This is a genomic window from Paenibacillus sp. UNC217MF (assembly GCF_000686865.1).
Taxonomy (GTDB): Bacteria; Bacillota; Bacilli; order Paenibacillales; family Paenibacillaceae; genus Paenibacillus_B; species Paenibacillus_B suaedae.
Genome location: NZ_JMLT01000008.1, coordinates 357,546 through 371,739, shown reverse-complemented (window position 1 = coordinate 371,739; position 14,194 = coordinate 357,546). Strand labels below are relative to the sequence as shown.

General features: G+C 44.5%; 15 protein-coding genes. 9 read left to right on the top strand and 6 right to left on the bottom strand.

Features of this window, described 5'->3' with window-relative positions; translation table 11 throughout:
- Nucleotides 1-10 precede the first annotated feature (10 nt).
- The 5 genes from BP95_RS0105170 (at nucleotide 11) to BP95_RS0105150 (ending at nucleotide 4,237) form a co-directional block, all read left to right on the top strand.
- Nucleotides 11-520: a GNAT family N-acetyltransferase gene (locus tag BP95_RS0105170; RefSeq protein WP_028531576.1), complete on the top strand. Its 510-nt coding sequence runs from the start codon at nucleotides 11-13 to the stop codon at nucleotides 518-520.
- A gap of 37 nt (nucleotides 521-557) precedes the next feature.
- Complete coding sequence (locus BP95_RS0105165) at nucleotides 558-956, top strand: RidA family protein (protein ID WP_021255154.1); 399 nt, start codon at nucleotides 558-560, stop codon at nucleotides 954-956.
- Between the two features lie 249 nt (nucleotides 957-1,205).
- Entirely contained in the window at nucleotides 1,206-3,110 is a 1,905-nt protein-coding gene (locus BP95_RS0105160) for a DNA translocase FtsK (protein ID WP_021255153.1), read from the top strand.
- Between the two features lie 88 nt (nucleotides 3,111-3,198).
- Nucleotides 3,199-3,492, top strand: a complete 294-nt coding sequence (locus BP95_RS0105155) for a hypothetical protein (RefSeq protein ID WP_028531575.1) — start codon at nucleotides 3,199-3,201, stop codon at nucleotides 3,490-3,492.
- 10 nt (nucleotides 3,493-3,502) lie between these two features.
- Entirely contained in the window at nucleotides 3,503-4,237 is a 735-nt protein-coding gene (locus BP95_RS0105150) for a YdcF family protein (protein WP_028531574.1), read from the top strand.
- Between the two features lie 64 nt (nucleotides 4,238-4,301).
- On the opposite strand, the gene BP95_RS29600 is transcribed toward BP95_RS0105150, so the two are convergent.
- Complete coding sequence (locus BP95_RS29600; RefSeq protein WP_036666691.1) at nucleotides 4,302-4,928, bottom strand: phosphatase PAP2 family protein; 627 nt, start codon at nucleotides 4,926-4,928, stop codon at nucleotides 4,302-4,304.
- A 313-nt stretch (nucleotides 4,929-5,241) separates the two neighbouring features.
- On the opposite strand from BP95_RS29600, the gene BP95_RS0105140 reads away from it, so the two are divergent.
- The 4 genes from BP95_RS0105140 to lepB all read left to right on the top strand — a co-directional run bounded on the left by BP95_RS0105140 (nucleotide 5,242) and on the right by lepB (nucleotide 8,345).
- Nucleotides 5,242-6,441 carry an MFS transporter gene (locus BP95_RS0105140; RefSeq protein ID WP_028531573.1) on the top strand — a complete coding sequence of 400 codons (1,200 nt, stop codon included), beginning with the start codon at nucleotides 5,242-5,244 and terminating at the stop codon, nucleotides 6,439-6,441.
- Between the two features lie 165 nt (nucleotides 6,442-6,606).
- A complete protein-coding gene (locus BP95_RS0105135) occupies nucleotides 6,607-7,146 on the top strand; it encodes a DinB family protein (protein ID WP_036666763.1) in 540 nt (179 codons plus the stop codon).
- 32 nt (nucleotides 7,147-7,178) lie between these two features.
- On the top strand, nucleotides 7,179-7,832 hold the full coding sequence (locus tag BP95_RS0105130; protein ID WP_028531571.1) for a hypothetical protein: 654 nt from the start codon (nucleotides 7,179-7,181) through the stop codon (nucleotides 7,830-7,832).
- A 15-nt stretch (nucleotides 7,833-7,847) separates the two neighbouring features.
- Entirely contained in the window at nucleotides 7,848-8,345 is a 498-nt protein-coding gene (gene lepB, locus BP95_RS0105125; protein WP_028531570.1) for a signal peptidase I, read from the top strand.
- A gap of 290 nt (nucleotides 8,346-8,635) precedes the next feature.
- On the opposite strand, the gene BP95_RS0105115 is transcribed toward lepB, so the two are convergent.
- From BP95_RS0105115 to BP95_RS0105095, 5 genes are all read right to left on the bottom strand, one after another.
- Nucleotides 8,636-9,979, bottom strand: a complete 1,344-nt coding sequence (locus BP95_RS0105115) for an MFS transporter (RefSeq protein WP_021255145.1) — start codon at nucleotides 9,977-9,979, stop codon at nucleotides 8,636-8,638.
- A gap of 3 nt (nucleotides 9,980-9,982) precedes the next feature.
- The gene (locus BP95_RS0105110; RefSeq protein WP_021255144.1) at nucleotides 9,983-11,026 is read right to left on the bottom strand and encodes an ABC transporter substrate-binding protein; all 1,044 of its coding nucleotides are present in this window, start codon (nucleotides 11,024-11,026) and stop codon (nucleotides 9,983-9,985) included.
- Nucleotide 11,027: 1 nt separating this feature from the next.
- On the bottom strand, nucleotides 11,028-11,846 hold the full coding sequence (locus BP95_RS0105105; RefSeq protein WP_021255143.1) for a DUF3919 family protein: 819 nt from the start codon (nucleotides 11,844-11,846) through the stop codon (nucleotides 11,028-11,030).
- Between the two features lie 73 nt (nucleotides 11,847-11,919).
- Nucleotides 11,920-13,362 carry a sensor histidine kinase gene (locus BP95_RS0105100; RefSeq protein ID WP_021255142.1) on the bottom strand — a complete coding sequence of 481 codons (1,443 nt, stop codon included), beginning with the start codon at nucleotides 13,360-13,362 and terminating at the stop codon, nucleotides 11,920-11,922.
- Nucleotides 13,363-13,398: 36 nt separating this feature from the next.
- The gene (locus BP95_RS0105095; RefSeq protein ID WP_021255141.1) at nucleotides 13,399-14,079 is read right to left on the bottom strand and encodes a response regulator transcription factor; all 681 of its coding nucleotides are present in this window, start codon (nucleotides 14,077-14,079) and stop codon (nucleotides 13,399-13,401) included.
- Nucleotides 14,080-14,194: the final 115 nt, after the last annotated feature.

Here is a 14,194-nt window from a genome sequence, read left to right as displayed (position 1 = left end):
GTGGAAGTCTATGGACAGTCGTGTTCAAATTAAAGAGATAGAGCAGTTGGATGGAGAAGTGCTTCAAGGGCTATCAACGTTGTTATTGGACGTCGTGAATGATGGTGCATCAATAGGATTCCTCCCTCCACTGGATCGCAAGATGGCTGACGATTATTGGGCAGCGGTATTGCAGCCGGAGGTGCGCCTGTGGGTTGCGCTAGTTGATAATCAGGTGTGCGGTACAATCCAGCTTCATCTCGCTCAAAAGCCAAATGCTCTTCATCGTGCGGAAATGGCGAAGTTGATGGTGCACCCTTCCCAGCGCAGAATGGGAATTGCCAAGGGGTTGTTGCGAGTTGTGGAAGATTGCGCGCATCATGAAGAACGAAGCCTGCTGGTGCTTGATACGAGAGAAGGAGATCCTTCCAACTTGTTGTACCAATCGAATGGGTATGTGGAAGCTGGACGGATTCCGGAATTCGCCAAGTCCGCAGATGGAAGCTACCACACAACTGTTATTTATTATAAGAAGCTCTAATGTTAACTTTGGAATGATATAGAGGGAGTGGGATACAATGACCGAGCGAGTTCGTGTAACTACAGGATCGCCTTGGGAGCCGTTGGTAGGCTATTGCCGAGCGATACGAGTTGGCAATCAAGTCGAGGTTGCGGGTACAACAGCGATGCGCGATGGTAAAGTGGTCGGCGAAAATGACGCTTACGCTCAAACTACATATATTCTGCAGGTAATTTCTGATGCGCTTCACGAAGTGGGGGCCAACATGTCCGATGTTGTTCGAACAAGAATGTTCGTCACAGACATAACCAAATGGGAAGAGATCGGCAGAGCTCACGGTGAATTTTTCCGTGACATTTGCCCGGTAGCTACCATGGTAGAAGTCAAGGCCCTAATTGATCCTGCCCTGCTCGTTGAAATCGAAGTACAGGCGATTTTGACGGGTAAGGTTGTATAGACCGAGTGTACTTGATAGGAATTCCATGCAAATCATTGATCTGATATCAAATCAAGCGGAACATATAGAGCCCCTCTATCCTTCAATTAGCCTAATATAGGCAATCATGGTTCCATGGAAGTCAGCGAGCATAATTGATCCTTTTTTGGATTCGGAACATATAGCTTCGACCGTATCAAAAATTCATCATCGCATTACCGCAACTCGAATTAGGATAAGGAAAAATTAGAGAGAGTATGGGGTGTACGTGTGAATCTACCATGGGTCATATTTTTTATTGTTTGGATGACAATTTTCTTTCTGACAGAATACTCTCTATTATTGGGTGTATTATTTGGCAGTGTATCAAGCATCTATGTTATATACCGTTATTTTAGCGATAAGAAAGAACGCGAGGCGGAAAGGCAGAAAATGATTGCCGATGCGACAAGCTATGAAGAAGACTACGAAGATAACGAGGAAGAGGAATATGAGGACGATGGGGAAGAAGAAAGTGCGGATGGTGATGAAGAGGACGAATTGCTCGAAGATGCAGCCATAATTGTAGCGGAAGTTGGATACGCGTCAACGGCTCTCCTTCAATCAAAATTAAATATAGGAGCACAGAGAGCTCGGCTCATTCAGGAGCAGCTAGAGGTGACGCAAATTGTTGGCCCGCCATCAGCAAGTGATAGACGGCAAGCGCTCTTAACCCCAGATGGAGTAACTGCACTTATCAAAGAGGTGTATTCCAATGAGGAGGACTTGACTGAAGAAGAACAGGCTGAAGCGGACCGAAATATAGAAGCCCTTTTGCAGGAGCTTCATGAGTTAACGGGTCTTGATGCGATGCATCAGAACATTCAGCGCCTCGTTCGACTAATCCAGAGGCTTAATAATCGCTATGATTTGGGACAAGACATTTATTATCCGAGAATTCATATGATATTCGCTACGGAACCGGGTACTTGGGAGATGAGGGCTGCTGATCTCATTTCTTCTCTCTTTCACGAACTGTTCTACTTGTCTGAACGAACGGTAACTGAGGTGAATTATAAACAGTTAATTGATCCGTACCGCCGAAGACGCTCACAGTCTACGCTCGATATTGTTGAACAGGCACGCGGAGGCGTACTTGTAATACAAGATGCCTACAAGCTGCTTGAAGACGATCGAACCGGACAGGGGCGGGAAGCGCTAGATATGTTATTTTGTTGTTTGGAAAATGAGACTGAAGAAGATGATGAAATTCTCGTCATTTTAACGGGAGCGCCAGCGAAAATGCACCGCTTCTTGGAGGAACATATTGAAATAGGACTTTATTTCACAAGTGTGTATGCGCTCAACATTGAGGTTCCATCCGCTAGTCGGACGACTTCTCCATCAGTAGAGAAGCGGAAGGAGTCAACATCGCTGAGCGATACTGAGCAGTCAGGCAATCACACAGCAGAAATGCATTCCAATATGAAGAGTAGCGAGATATCGAATGCTGATGAATCCCAGCAAACTGATAAATTTCAACAGCCAGATGAATCGCTGCAGGGACGAACATTATCAGCAAATCCAAACTACTCTAAGGCACAATCAGATCAAACGGGGGAAGCAAGATTCGATTTACAAGGTAGTTTGAATGAATTCCTATCCAGTGGAGTACTTGGCGAATATGCAGAATCGCTACGCCAACTTGTCCATCGGTTGTCACAATATCAAGAAGGGAAGGCAAAAGGATTGTACGTCGATATGCCTCCCATGTGTCTTGCAGTTATGGGCGGTATCGAGCCTGCTAGGGTACAGGTAATTGAACTCTTGTCTCAGGTGTATAAGAAGTGCGGCATTCTATCATGGGGGCAAATCGTACCTGTATCAATAGACAATATGGAGGATCAGGATCCAAGTTCCATAAGCAGTAACGTTATATCGAATCTTCAACATGCGAAGAATGGTATGCTTGTGCTGCGGCTTCCTGCACAAGATAGAAATCGTACACATGCAGACAAGGTGCGTGCATTAACGGAGTCTCTGGTGAAAGCTACGGATCGCTATTCCTCCGAAACCGTAATCATCATCGAAGGGGATGCCAACGATGTTGCCGTCTTTTTGAAAAACAGCTCAGTACTACGGATGCGTTTCTCAGAAATCATTCAATTACCAAGTTTGTCGGAAATCGGCTCTTAACCATGTGATGCACCATATTGGATTAGCGTAAGATGAGGACTAGGTGTCATTCTATTTTCTGCAAATAGAACAGGGGGGAATGTAGCGCATGGGGATTGTTGTCGTTATCATTATTGCAGGTATTGGTTTATATATTTGGTACCATCTGATTCAATCTGCCATTGAACAGTCGAAGATGGCCCAACATATCAAAGAAATTCGAGATTTGTTGGTTGAACTGCATAAGGATAAGATACAGACCCAGACGCAAGTACAAGAAACCCCTGATTCTGTTCAGCCAAGCCATGATACTGAATGTTGTCCGGCCTGCGGCATACGGGTAAGTATGGATGATACCGTATGTCCTGAATGTGGGTTGACCCTGGCGAATACGGAGAATTAGGAGCGTGAAGATGAAAAGCTGGAGTCGTAAGTCAATGCTCGTCGATCTTGGTTTGATTGGGCTATGTGTTGTATTGTTTATCGTTTATGGAAGAACTTTCGAAGTCGCCTTCGCGTGTTCGCTTAGCTTCCTGTATATTCTGTTGCGTAAAATAGACTTTCAAAAGTATAAATGGTTGCGGAATCTATTCTTGATCTGTGTGTCCATAGGTTTAATGCTATTCGTTGTAGTGGAATCGCTCATTATATCCGAGATGGGGACAGATGATCGTAATCAGGCACAAGTCGATTATGTAATTGTTCTAGGTTCAGGATTAAGAGGCACGAAGCTCTCAACAACGCTGCAAGATAGACTTGATGCAAGCTTGCCTTATATTCGAGCCAACCCTCAAGTTCCCGTAATTGTATCGGGAGGTCAGGGGCCAGGTGAAGATATACCTGAAGCAAGTGCAATGGAAGATTATTTAATACAGAATGGAATACCTAAGGAACGTATACTTGTTGAACGGAAGTCAACCTCAACGAAGGAGAATCTACTCTATTCACAGAGTCTGCTTCGAGAACAAGGTGCATTAGGCAACAAGTTAATGATTGTCACAAGTGATTTCCACATGTATCGCTCGAAGATGCTCGCCAGAAAGGTTGGGTTTGAGCCGTACGGAATATCAAGCAGTTCCCCTAATCATCTGAAACCAACGAATATGATTCGTGAATTTTTAGCGATGGTGAAGGCGGTTCTATTTTGAATAAGAAAGCGGTAAGGGAGATTCCTCATGCACAAGTGCTCGGGGATCTCCCTATTTGTGTATGCTAGGGAACGATGTTAAGATACGATAGCCATTTTCGTATAAGATTGTATACCAAATCTGCAACTACAATCCCTGCCGCCACATCCATAAATACATGCTGCTTCACAAACAATGTCGATATTATGATTGCCCATGAGAGGATGAGGACAATGGCTCGTAAATAGGGGAAGCGATGCTGTGAATCTGGGTCGGATACAGCCTTAATCATGAGATAGGATGTGAAGACATGAATGCTTGGGAAGCAGTTGAATGGCGCATCTGTTTGATACACAAGCTGTACAAGAGCTGTCAGCAATCCAGGCTCTCCTATTTCAGGACGTGGTACAGTCGTTTGATATACTGCATAGACCATATAACAGATGACCAGTCCGGCACAGAGGGAGAGCAGCGTTCGATAGTACACATTTCTTTGCTTCCTGAAGAACAGCACAAGTACGGTGAAAATATAGGGATACCAAATCACGTAGGGAATGATAAATGCAGGGATAAAAGGGATTTCCTGATCCAAATCAGTCGATAGGTCATGAACGATCGTATTCCCATGATTTAATAACCCGTAACAGATGTTAAGCACCGGGATTGCTAATAGCCACAGCAGGGGAATATATGCCGAGAGCTTTCGATTCATCTTCGCTCATCCTTTCTTTTACGAACTTGAACTCATCGTAAATCATAAAACTATAGACGAACCGCATGAAAAGCTGAAGAATGTATGAAGAACGGATGAGAACAATACAGATTTTCTTTTTGTGATGAATAAGGGTTGTAAATACGGGGATATCGTAGTAAACTTTGATTATTGTTTCAAGCGTAACAATATTGGCGGTCTCATTTTAGATGTCAATTTCATTTTCACACCCATATCGTTACATATGTAACAATAAATCGAGCATTAAATTACGAAATGAGCAATATCAGAGCTCTGATGAGGAGGAAAGCGAATGCAATCAAATTCTAAGCTAATTTTATACGTAGTATGTCTAAGCACGTTCTTCGCATCACTGATGCAAAACATCTATTCTCCGATTATTCCGTTGTTACGAGACAGCTTTCATGTGTCGCTATCGATGGTGAACGCATCGGTCTCTATTTTCATTTTTATCGTTGCGATCATGCAAATTGGATGTGGGGCACTCATTGATGTGAAGGGAGCAAGGTTTATATTAATGCCTAGCATTGCTATATCGATTGCTGCTAGTATCGGCTGCGCAGTGACGAAGGATTTTACTTGGTTTCTCGTATTTCGCGCATTGCAAGCTGTAGGGGCAGCATCGATTCCGTTAATTGCAGCTACCACCATTGGGAAGCTATACCAAGGAGCGGAGCGGGGCAGTGCAATGGGGACTTATCAGATGCTAATGTCAATTGCTCCCGCAGTTGCCCCCGTGCTTGGCGGATGGATAGGAGGGAAATATAATTATCCCGGCATCTTCTGGTTCCTCACTGGCGTGTCGCTATTATTGCTGCTTGGGAATGGATTATACTTTCCGAAGGATCAGAGGAATCGGTCAGCTTCCATAAATATTCGCAGGATGATCGTTCAATATGGTATTGTGTTACGAAGCCAAGTCGGGAAAGGAATTCTTATGATTAGCTTCTTGTATTTCTTCCTGTACTTCGCACTCATCGTATATTTGCCTGCGCTTCTGACCGATCAATATCACATGAGCTTGACGATTGTCGGCTTGCTCTACCTTCCTATGGCGGTCAGTATGATACTGGGAACTGTGGTATACAAATCAATTCAAGCTAAAATCGATCAACGTCGTTTACTGCTCTACAGTAATCTAATGGCAGCATGCAGCATTCTTATATTTGCTCTGACTGAATCGTACTCTTTAGTAGGGCTGTCAATTGGTTTGTTCTTGTACGGCACAGCAGGTGGGTTGATTGCGCCTCTCTATTCAACCATGATTAGCAGCGAGTTCGAAGAACAGAGAGCAAGTGCATTAGGCTTGTACAATCTGATCCGCTATGTTGGGATGTCGGCCGGGCCGCTTATTTGTGGTCTGATTATCGTGAACTTTGGTTCAAGAATGACATTTGCTGCCTTCGGCGTACTGTTTGTCGTGCTCTCGATATGGATGGTGAAACGGGTATCTACCCAACATGTTGCCCAACCAGTTGCCAAAGAAATATAACGAATGCTTCCGTCTCTGTTGATTTGTATGTATAATTATGGGATGTGAAACTGATTGTTACATTCTGTTCGCTTTATATGGACATCATGACCTGGCTTTGTTACGAGACCGGGTTATTTGTCTATTCCGCCTGATAATAAGACTGATACAGGGGAGCTGAGTCGATTGCATCGTACATATGATTTACAACCACGCCTTGATTTGTCTCATACAACAGGCCTGTTGTATGCCATGATCGAATATAATCGGGGAAAGATTGTAAGGAAAGTGGAAGGGTTGACCCAAGCATCAATCGATTATACAGGGGAACATAATGAACATAATAGCATTTCGCAAATTATTCGCCACTTGTGTGTAGTGGATCTTCATTGGGTCTACCGCTTGCAAGGCTTATCTTTTCCGGAAGATCCAATTCTGAAGTTAGGCCCTATGTATGATGAAAAAGGGAGGTTACCTCATATAAAGGGAATATCATTGTCCGTATTGCTTAGTGAGTATGCATTGGTTCATGAGATGCTGTTTGAAATATGCAAGTGTATCAATGATGATGAACTTCATCAAACAGTGCCTTTCGAGAATGGGCATGAAGCCACTATTCGCTGGGGGATATGGCATATTGCTGATCATAGCAGACATCATTTTGCAAATATTGTATTCATGAAGAAGCTCTACGAGCGGGAAGTTTTACATCGTGACCATACATGAGAGAACCCCGAACAAAAGAGAGGGAGGGGAGAATGTTGGTGAAGCCGGGGCCAATTTATTTGGGGGCGACATTTGTTGGTATCGTTTTGATATCCATGCATCACTTAGGACGTTCCTTCGGAGATGAGATCTTTCTCTTTCTTGGTCTATCGCCGTGGGTACAAATGGATGGTGGGAGTTGGCATCCGCCTGTTATTTTTGGTATCCTTTTATTAATTGTTGGAATTCGGGGTGCAGCTCGCTCTTATGATCATCCAAAACTAGCAAAACGGCTGATTATCGGGTGTATTTTGTTTGCGATGGCATCCCCTACGGTTAGCAAAGGTGTGATGTTCACCGTGAAATATTTCGCATCGGGGATATCTTCGTTAGACTACACAAAGGAGGGCAGCAGCTGCTCGACTGTGCAATATTCTGAAGATGTGAAGCAGCTGACCACTATTTGCACATTTACCGTATATAATTACGGTGAAGAAACAAATGTCCGCATTCGTCCCATACGATTGATGAATGACGAATCTATTGAGTTTGATTTTCAAAGTGTAGAGCTGATCCCTCATCAGAAAAATAGTGTGACCGCGGAATACCGTGTCTATGCGAGAGATTCTACAGCTTTTTACAGCGGGAGATCGAACGAGATTGGAGCGGAATTGGAGTTGTTTGGTGAAACTAAAAGTGATAAATAAGAAAGGAACCGAACTATGTGGAAAACGTTGAAGCAGTGGATTCCAAGTGTAATTGTCGCAGTCTGTCTGTCATTATTCATTAAAGCATATGTCGCGGAAGCGATGAGTGTCCCGACTGGCTCGATGATCCCGACGATAGAGAAGAAGGATCACTTGATCGTTGAGAAAATGATGTGGTTAACCGATCTAAAGCATGGGGATATTGTTGTATTTTATCCGCCAGTTGCGGAAGACCGGTATGTGAAACGGCTTATCGGCTTGCCGGGAGATCGTATTGAAGTAAAGAATGGACAGCTGTATCGGAATGATGTTCCAGTCGAGGAACCATACATTCTGGAAAAGATGAACTATTCCTATGGGCCGATTACGGTACCACAGGATCATTATTTTTTCCTTGGAGATAACCGGAACAACAGCAACGATTCCCATCTTTGGGATAAGCCGTTCGTGAGCACAGACGAAATAATTGGCAAGGTGCTGGCTGTTGTACCGACACATATTTTTAGCCAATAGGCGTCGCCTTTTATCCATTCATACAAGTAGAAGCTATAAGACCTCACCTGTGATTACCTGTTATTAATCAAGGGTGGGGTCTTTTAATGCAAGGTATGACCCTCGATATGTATTTGGAACCTCTGTTGCAGAACATCAATATTTTCCATAGCTATTCAAGCATAGATGGGAGGGTTGAGATTGGCTTTGGTAGCGGGGAAAAGAAAACCCTCTGTATGCTGAGCCTATTAGCTCGCAACAGAGGGTGTGTACATGGCAAGTTAAATAAGTAATTCTAAGTCTCGATTCACTTATGCTTGATTTGCAGTATTGCGAATATGCTTCTTGCGGCCGATCTGAATAAGCGTCAAGAAGAATGCTGCCAATACACCGCTTCCAAGCAGCATCAGGAAGCAGCCGTTCCAGCCGGAGGATTCAACGATAAATCCAACGAGTGCGCTTGCAGTCAAGTTACCGAACAAGTAAGCGAACAAACCAGTCAAACCAACCGTTGTACCTACAGCGAACTTCGGAACGAAGTCGATTGCGCTAAGGCCAATCAAGAACTGTGGTACATAGATGAGACAGCCGATAATGGATACGGCGATCGTAATTACCAGCACGTCCGAAGACTGCCAATATACGAGCGTAGCCAACAAGACTCCGACCATGCTGATGATACAGAGCGGCATCCGGTTGCCTTTGAACAACTTGTCGCTAAGGATACCGACTACGAGCGAGCTTACAATTGCCGCCCATTCGAATACAGCAAATGCAACATGAGATTGCGATTGTGTGAAGCCTTTTTCTTCCGTCAAGTATAATGGTACCCAGTTCAAGACACCGAAGCGAATGAAGTAAACGAATACGTTCGACAAGCACAGGAACCAGATAAATTTGTTTTTAAGTACGTATTTAAACAAGATTTCTTTCAAGGACAGCTTGTCGCCGTCTGGATTGCGTTCTACATCATCATAATCGTTGCGATATTCGTCGATTGGCGGAAGGCCGATCGATTGTGGCGTATCCTTACCGGAGAACCATACGAATACGGCGATAACCATGGCCATAATCGAGGGAACGACGAAAATTGCGGATTGCCAGTAAGCATTGCCGAGAACCCCTAATGCAACACCGACGATTGGTGCAATAAGACCTCCGCCGATATTATGGGATGTATTCCAGATTCCCATATAAGTACCGCGCTCTTTCTTCGAGAACCAGTTCGCCAGGGTGATACTGCAAGGAGGAGCACCCATGCCTTGGAACATCCCGTTCACGATAAGAAGCATGAAAATGAGACCGAACGTGGAAGAAGAGCCCATGATAAGGTTAATAATGGCAGACAAGAACAAACCAACAGCGATAAAGCGCTGTGTATGGGCTTTATCTGCCAAGTTCCCCATGAAGAACTTGCTTATCCCGTAAGTGACGGCGAGTGCCGAGCTCAACAGACCAATTTGAGAAGTGGTAAACCCGAGCTCACTCTTTAAATAAGGTGTGGATAACGTAAAGTTGCTACGTACTAAGTAGTAGCCTGCATAACCGATAGAAATACCGATCAATGTACGAATCCGGAAGATTCGGTACAATTTCGCGATCATGTGCTCCGGCAATCGTGGTATGGCGGGAGCTTTTTTCAACCAAGCAAACATTCTTCATTCTCCTTGACCTTTTGTGTCTGCACGCAAGTTGTTCCATTGATTCAAAATCTGTTCATGTCTGCGTAGTGAGCTGTGTACGGGAAGTACAGCTGAATTCGAAATATCCTGTTCGTTCTGATGAACGGTAGGAGTACCGAACGATACTTGTTCCAGAACAGCTGCTGCCTCTTGGGACAAGCTGTAATTAATGAACCAGTCCGCAGCGGTCTCATTAGGTGCATTCCGAATTTTAGAGATCCCGTTCACAGATAAGCTCGTATCCTTCGGAACACTGCTAACAAGATCGAATCCTGCATCGCGCAGCTTGCGCTGATCTCCGAGGAAATTGATACCGATTACATACTCGCCTGAACTAACGTATTGAGCTGGCATGTAACCGTTCACTGTGAGAAGCCCAACATTGCGGGTAAGACCTTTGAGAAAGGCCGTTGTTCTCTGCTCGCCCCATGCCTCGTATAAGGAGGAAAGGAATGTATATGCCGTTCCGGAGTAATTCGGATCGGGCATAACGATCTTCCCTTGGTAAGCAGGAAGAAGAAGATCTTCCCACTTCTTAGGCATCGTTAAGCCTAATGGCGCAAATTCCTTATTCCAACGGTCACGATTGACAGCAATAGACAATTGTTCAATCTCATATCCTGCCCAATACCCGTCTTCATCCTTGAAGGAGCTAGGAATCGCAGCGAGATTCGAGCTGCGAATAGGGGAGGAGAGCTTCTCCTGTTTCATTGTCAAATGCGCGTCAATCGTTCCGCCGATGACGAGATCCGCTTGCGGTTTGGCAGATTCCTGTGTAACACGCCGCAATATTTCTTCTGTGGACAAACGAATGTACTCATACGTACAACCTGTTCGTTGACAGAATGAGGATAGCAATGCGCTACCAACTTCCTCACGAGCAGCGACGTATGCAACGATATGGCGCCCATTTAATTGGGGCACACCTTGCTCATCTACGGTGATCGTATTTTGATCTTTGGTACAGCCTGCCTGCGTGAATAGGCAGATAAATAATAGAAGGTAAAGGAATCGTGTCATTTTATTGTGCCCCTATGTTCTTCCCATGAAGTAGTGACCCCAATTTTGTCCGCAAATAGATTGAATTGCCGTTGTCATCCCCCATGTATTCCATGACGACGTAATCGGCGTATACGACCATATGCAGCAGATTGTTGCGGTCATTCAGCATCTCATTATCCTGTTTGAAAGCGGTAATATAAGCTAGCGGCTTTTGCTTGCGCAGCAGCAGCAGCTGTTTCATCTCTACCGGATCCTTAATTTCAGATGCCTGACTTATCTGAGATACCAAGTAACCCTTTTCATCATCTTGCAGACTTTCCTGTATACCATCTATACGATAGGTAAGCTCTTTGGAAGAGCGGATAAATTCCGCATAATGTTCTGGCGTATAGAACAGACTTAACAGCTGCGTCTGCATAGCAGACAGCATTGGAGTCTCATGTCCTGGGCCGTAAGACCATTTGCCAAGGGTTAAGGTATTTTCGAGCGAGAAGGTCTGCTCACTTCCGTTCAAATAGCGAATTCGACCGGAGAACATGGCATGTCCTTCATCTCTCGCAGTCATTATCTGCTTCGGTTCATACTGCTGCTTAATGCGATCCACATAGGATACAAATGCATGCAAACTTACCTCGTCATTGACCTGGAGAGTTCCCCATTTCCCATGAAAGATAGTTGCCTGCACAGGAAGGGAATCGCTTACTTTTTGCAGTACTTCATGCTTATCATAGATAAGGCCGACTTCTTGATAGACTTGTTCATTCAAGTAATAGCCGGCGATCATCAGCACCAGAATGACACCTCCAAATAGGAAGGCATTCCTTAACATCTTATTCATCCTTCATTATTCTCCTTGGACAGAATAAACGACTATCATTTCATAATCGCCTCGTAATTGTTTCGTAAATGTATTATTTCGTGAAAATCGGCAGCGGATGTGAATCAAGTGCTGCTGGTGAACGAAAATCCAGCGTAACGATAGTTCCGATTCCCTCCTCGGAATGGATAGACATCGAGCCGCCTTGTCTTGTCATTAGCTGTTTGCAGATGAGCAGACCGAACCCGTTGCCTCCGCTGGAGCAACGAAGGGAATCATCTGCTGATGCGATCCTGAATCTCTCAATTAGTGAGTGACTAAGTCCGATACCATCATCTTGGAATGTAATGGATACTGTCTGCTCACTGGTGCGCTGTTGAATGATGAGTTCAGACGCATCGCTATATTTGATTGCATTATCAAGCAGATTCAACAAGATTTGCTTTGTCTTATCCGGGTCGGCTACGACCATTGTGGAGATTAGCTGATTCGTAAGCTTAATCTGATATTTATCTAATCGTGGCTGAACAATATAGACAGCCTCATTTGCAATGGTTGCGATATCACATATGGTAGGTGACACCGAGAATGGGCTGTCGCTATATTTCGACTGAGACAGCAGTTCCTCTACTAGGGTAAGCATTCGTTCGCTTTCGACGGAAATATGGCGCAGGCTCGTCTCAACATCCTTACTGTCCTTCAACCGCGGAATTAAATTCGAATACCCCATAATTGCAGTCAGCGGAGTCTTCAACTCATGGGTGACCCGATCGAGGAAATCACGCTGCTTGTCCTTCTCACGACTTAATTGCTGTACATGAAGCTCGATTGCATCGGCCATAGCATGGAAGGAATGGGCTAGTTGGCTGATCTCTTCATAGGCGCTTAATTCGATGCGTGTACTATAATTGCCGCTTGCCAGCTTCTTCGCCATATCTCGCAGCTGCTCGATAGGCTTGCTCAATGATTTCGCGAAGCGATTCGCAATAAGCACAGCAACGGCAAGAATGAGAAGGAATGTAATCGCAAAGGTCGCATTCATTCGATTCAGTAATTGAGCCTCTTCTTCCAAGGGTTGAAGAAAACGAATCAAGCCGATGACTTGATTATCCACATAGATAGGACTAGAGAACAGGAGCAGCGGCGAAGGAGAAGCTTTTTGAATCATATAGGACTTGGTGCCATGCAAAGCTTGCTCCGTATCTTGATTTACATAAGACAGCGATCCGCGTTCCGTATCCGAAAGGACATGCTGCTGTGCATTCATGATCTGTACCCGGACACCCATCCGTTTGGACAAATAAGAGGCAATGAGCGTTGCTCCTTTTTGAAGCGTTTCTTTTGGTTCGCCCTGCTGCTCGCGTTCCACATAATTGATCGTATAGATCTGGGCCTCGATGCTGAGCTTCTGCAAGGAATGAACGGCTGATTGATAAATATTATTCTGCAGTGAGATGTCAAGCACAATATAAAGAAACAACATAACGGGTATGAAAAGGGCGAGTAGTGCCAAATAGATTCGTTTCTGTAAGGTCATCGGTTGTCCACCTTGTAATCATCATAGCCAACTGTGTCAGCAATCAATTTTATAGCCAACTCCATAAATGGTTTTGATACGATCACCTTCATTGCCGAGCTTTTTGCGAAGGCGCTGAATCATAATATCAACGGCTCTCGTATTTTCTGGATAGTCGAGCTTCCACACTTTCATGAGAAGATCGTCACGTGTAAATATGCGCTGCTTGTTCGAAATGAGCAGCAGAAGCAAATCATATTCACGATAAGTTAATATTAGTTCCTTGTCATTGACGTGGATGGATCGCTTCTCTGAATCTACCCGGAACGGGCCACATTGAATAAGGCAGCCATTGCTGTCATTTACTTGAACTGGCTTGTTCAATCTGCGTTCGATAACTTTAATTCGAAGCAGCAGCTCCGTGCTATGGAAGGGCTTGACAAGGTAATCATCTGCTCCTAATTGTAGTCCGAGCAGCTTGTCATTAATTTGTCCTTTGGCAGTAAGCATGATAATCGGAATATCCGCGTTGCTAGCGCGGAACTCGCGAAGCAGCTGATAGCCGTCTGTATCAGGCAGCATCACATCGAGAATAATGAGGTCGATATGCTCTTTCTGCCACTGCTCATTGGCTTCGCGGCCGTTAGCGGCGGTATGTACTTGATATCCTTCGATCTCCAAATTAAGTCGAATGAGATTCAAGATACTCTCTTCGTCATCGACAACTAGAATATTCATCGTGTTCTCCTCGTTGATAGGAATAATAGTGCTTTTTTATAAAAAACAGCCTTGGAAAAGGCTACTGCAGAGATCCTGAATGAACCACACCCATAACTGTACACGATAAGCGATG

Bases quoted from the DNA above. Each gene is read 5' to 3' on its own strand.
- BP95_RS0105170 (WP_028531576.1), top strand. From the start codon at position 11: ATGGACAGTCGTGTTCAAATTAAAGAGATAGAGCAGTTGGATGGAGAA.
- BP95_RS0105095 (WP_021255141.1), bottom strand. From the start codon at position 14,079: ATGAATATTCTAGTTGTCGATGACGAAGAGAGTATCTTGAATCTCATT.
- BP95_RS29600 (WP_036666691.1), bottom strand. From the start codon at position 4,928: ATGAATCGAAAGCTCTCGGCATATATTCCCCTGCTGTGGCTATTAGCA.
- BP95_RS0105105 (WP_021255143.1), bottom strand. From the start codon at position 11,846: ATGAATAAGATGTTAAGGAATGCCTTCCTATTTGGAGGTGTCATTCTG.
- BP95_RS0105100 (WP_021255142.1), bottom strand. From the start codon at position 13,362: ATGACCTTACAGAAACGAATCTATTTGGCACTACTCGCCCTTTTCATA.
- BP95_RS0105165 (WP_021255154.1), top strand. From the start codon at position 558: ATGACCGAGCGAGTTCGTGTAACTACAGGATCGCCTTGGGAGCCGTTG.
- BP95_RS0105150 (WP_028531574.1), top strand. From the start codon at position 3,503: ATGAAAAGCTGGAGTCGTAAGTCAATGCTCGTCGATCTTGGTTTGATT.
- BP95_RS0105140 (WP_028531573.1), top strand. From the start codon at position 5,242: ATGCAATCAAATTCTAAGCTAATTTTATACGTAGTATGTCTAAGCACG.
- BP95_RS0105115 (WP_021255145.1), bottom strand. From the start codon at position 9,979: ATGTTTGCTTGGTTGAAAAAAGCTCCCGCCATACCACGATTGCCGGAG.
- BP95_RS0105130 (WP_028531571.1), top strand. From the start codon at position 7,179: ATGTTGGTGAAGCCGGGGCCAATTTATTTGGGGGCGACATTTGTTGGT.
- BP95_RS0105110 (WP_021255144.1), bottom strand. From the start codon at position 11,026: ATGACACGATTCCTTTACCTTCTATTATTTATCTGCCTATTCACGCAG.
- lepB (WP_028531570.1), top strand. From the start codon at position 7,848: ATGTGGAAAACGTTGAAGCAGTGGATTCCAAGTGTAATTGTCGCAGTC.
- BP95_RS0105155 (WP_028531575.1), top strand. From the start codon at position 3,199: ATGGGGATTGTTGTCGTTATCATTATTGCAGGTATTGGTTTATATATT.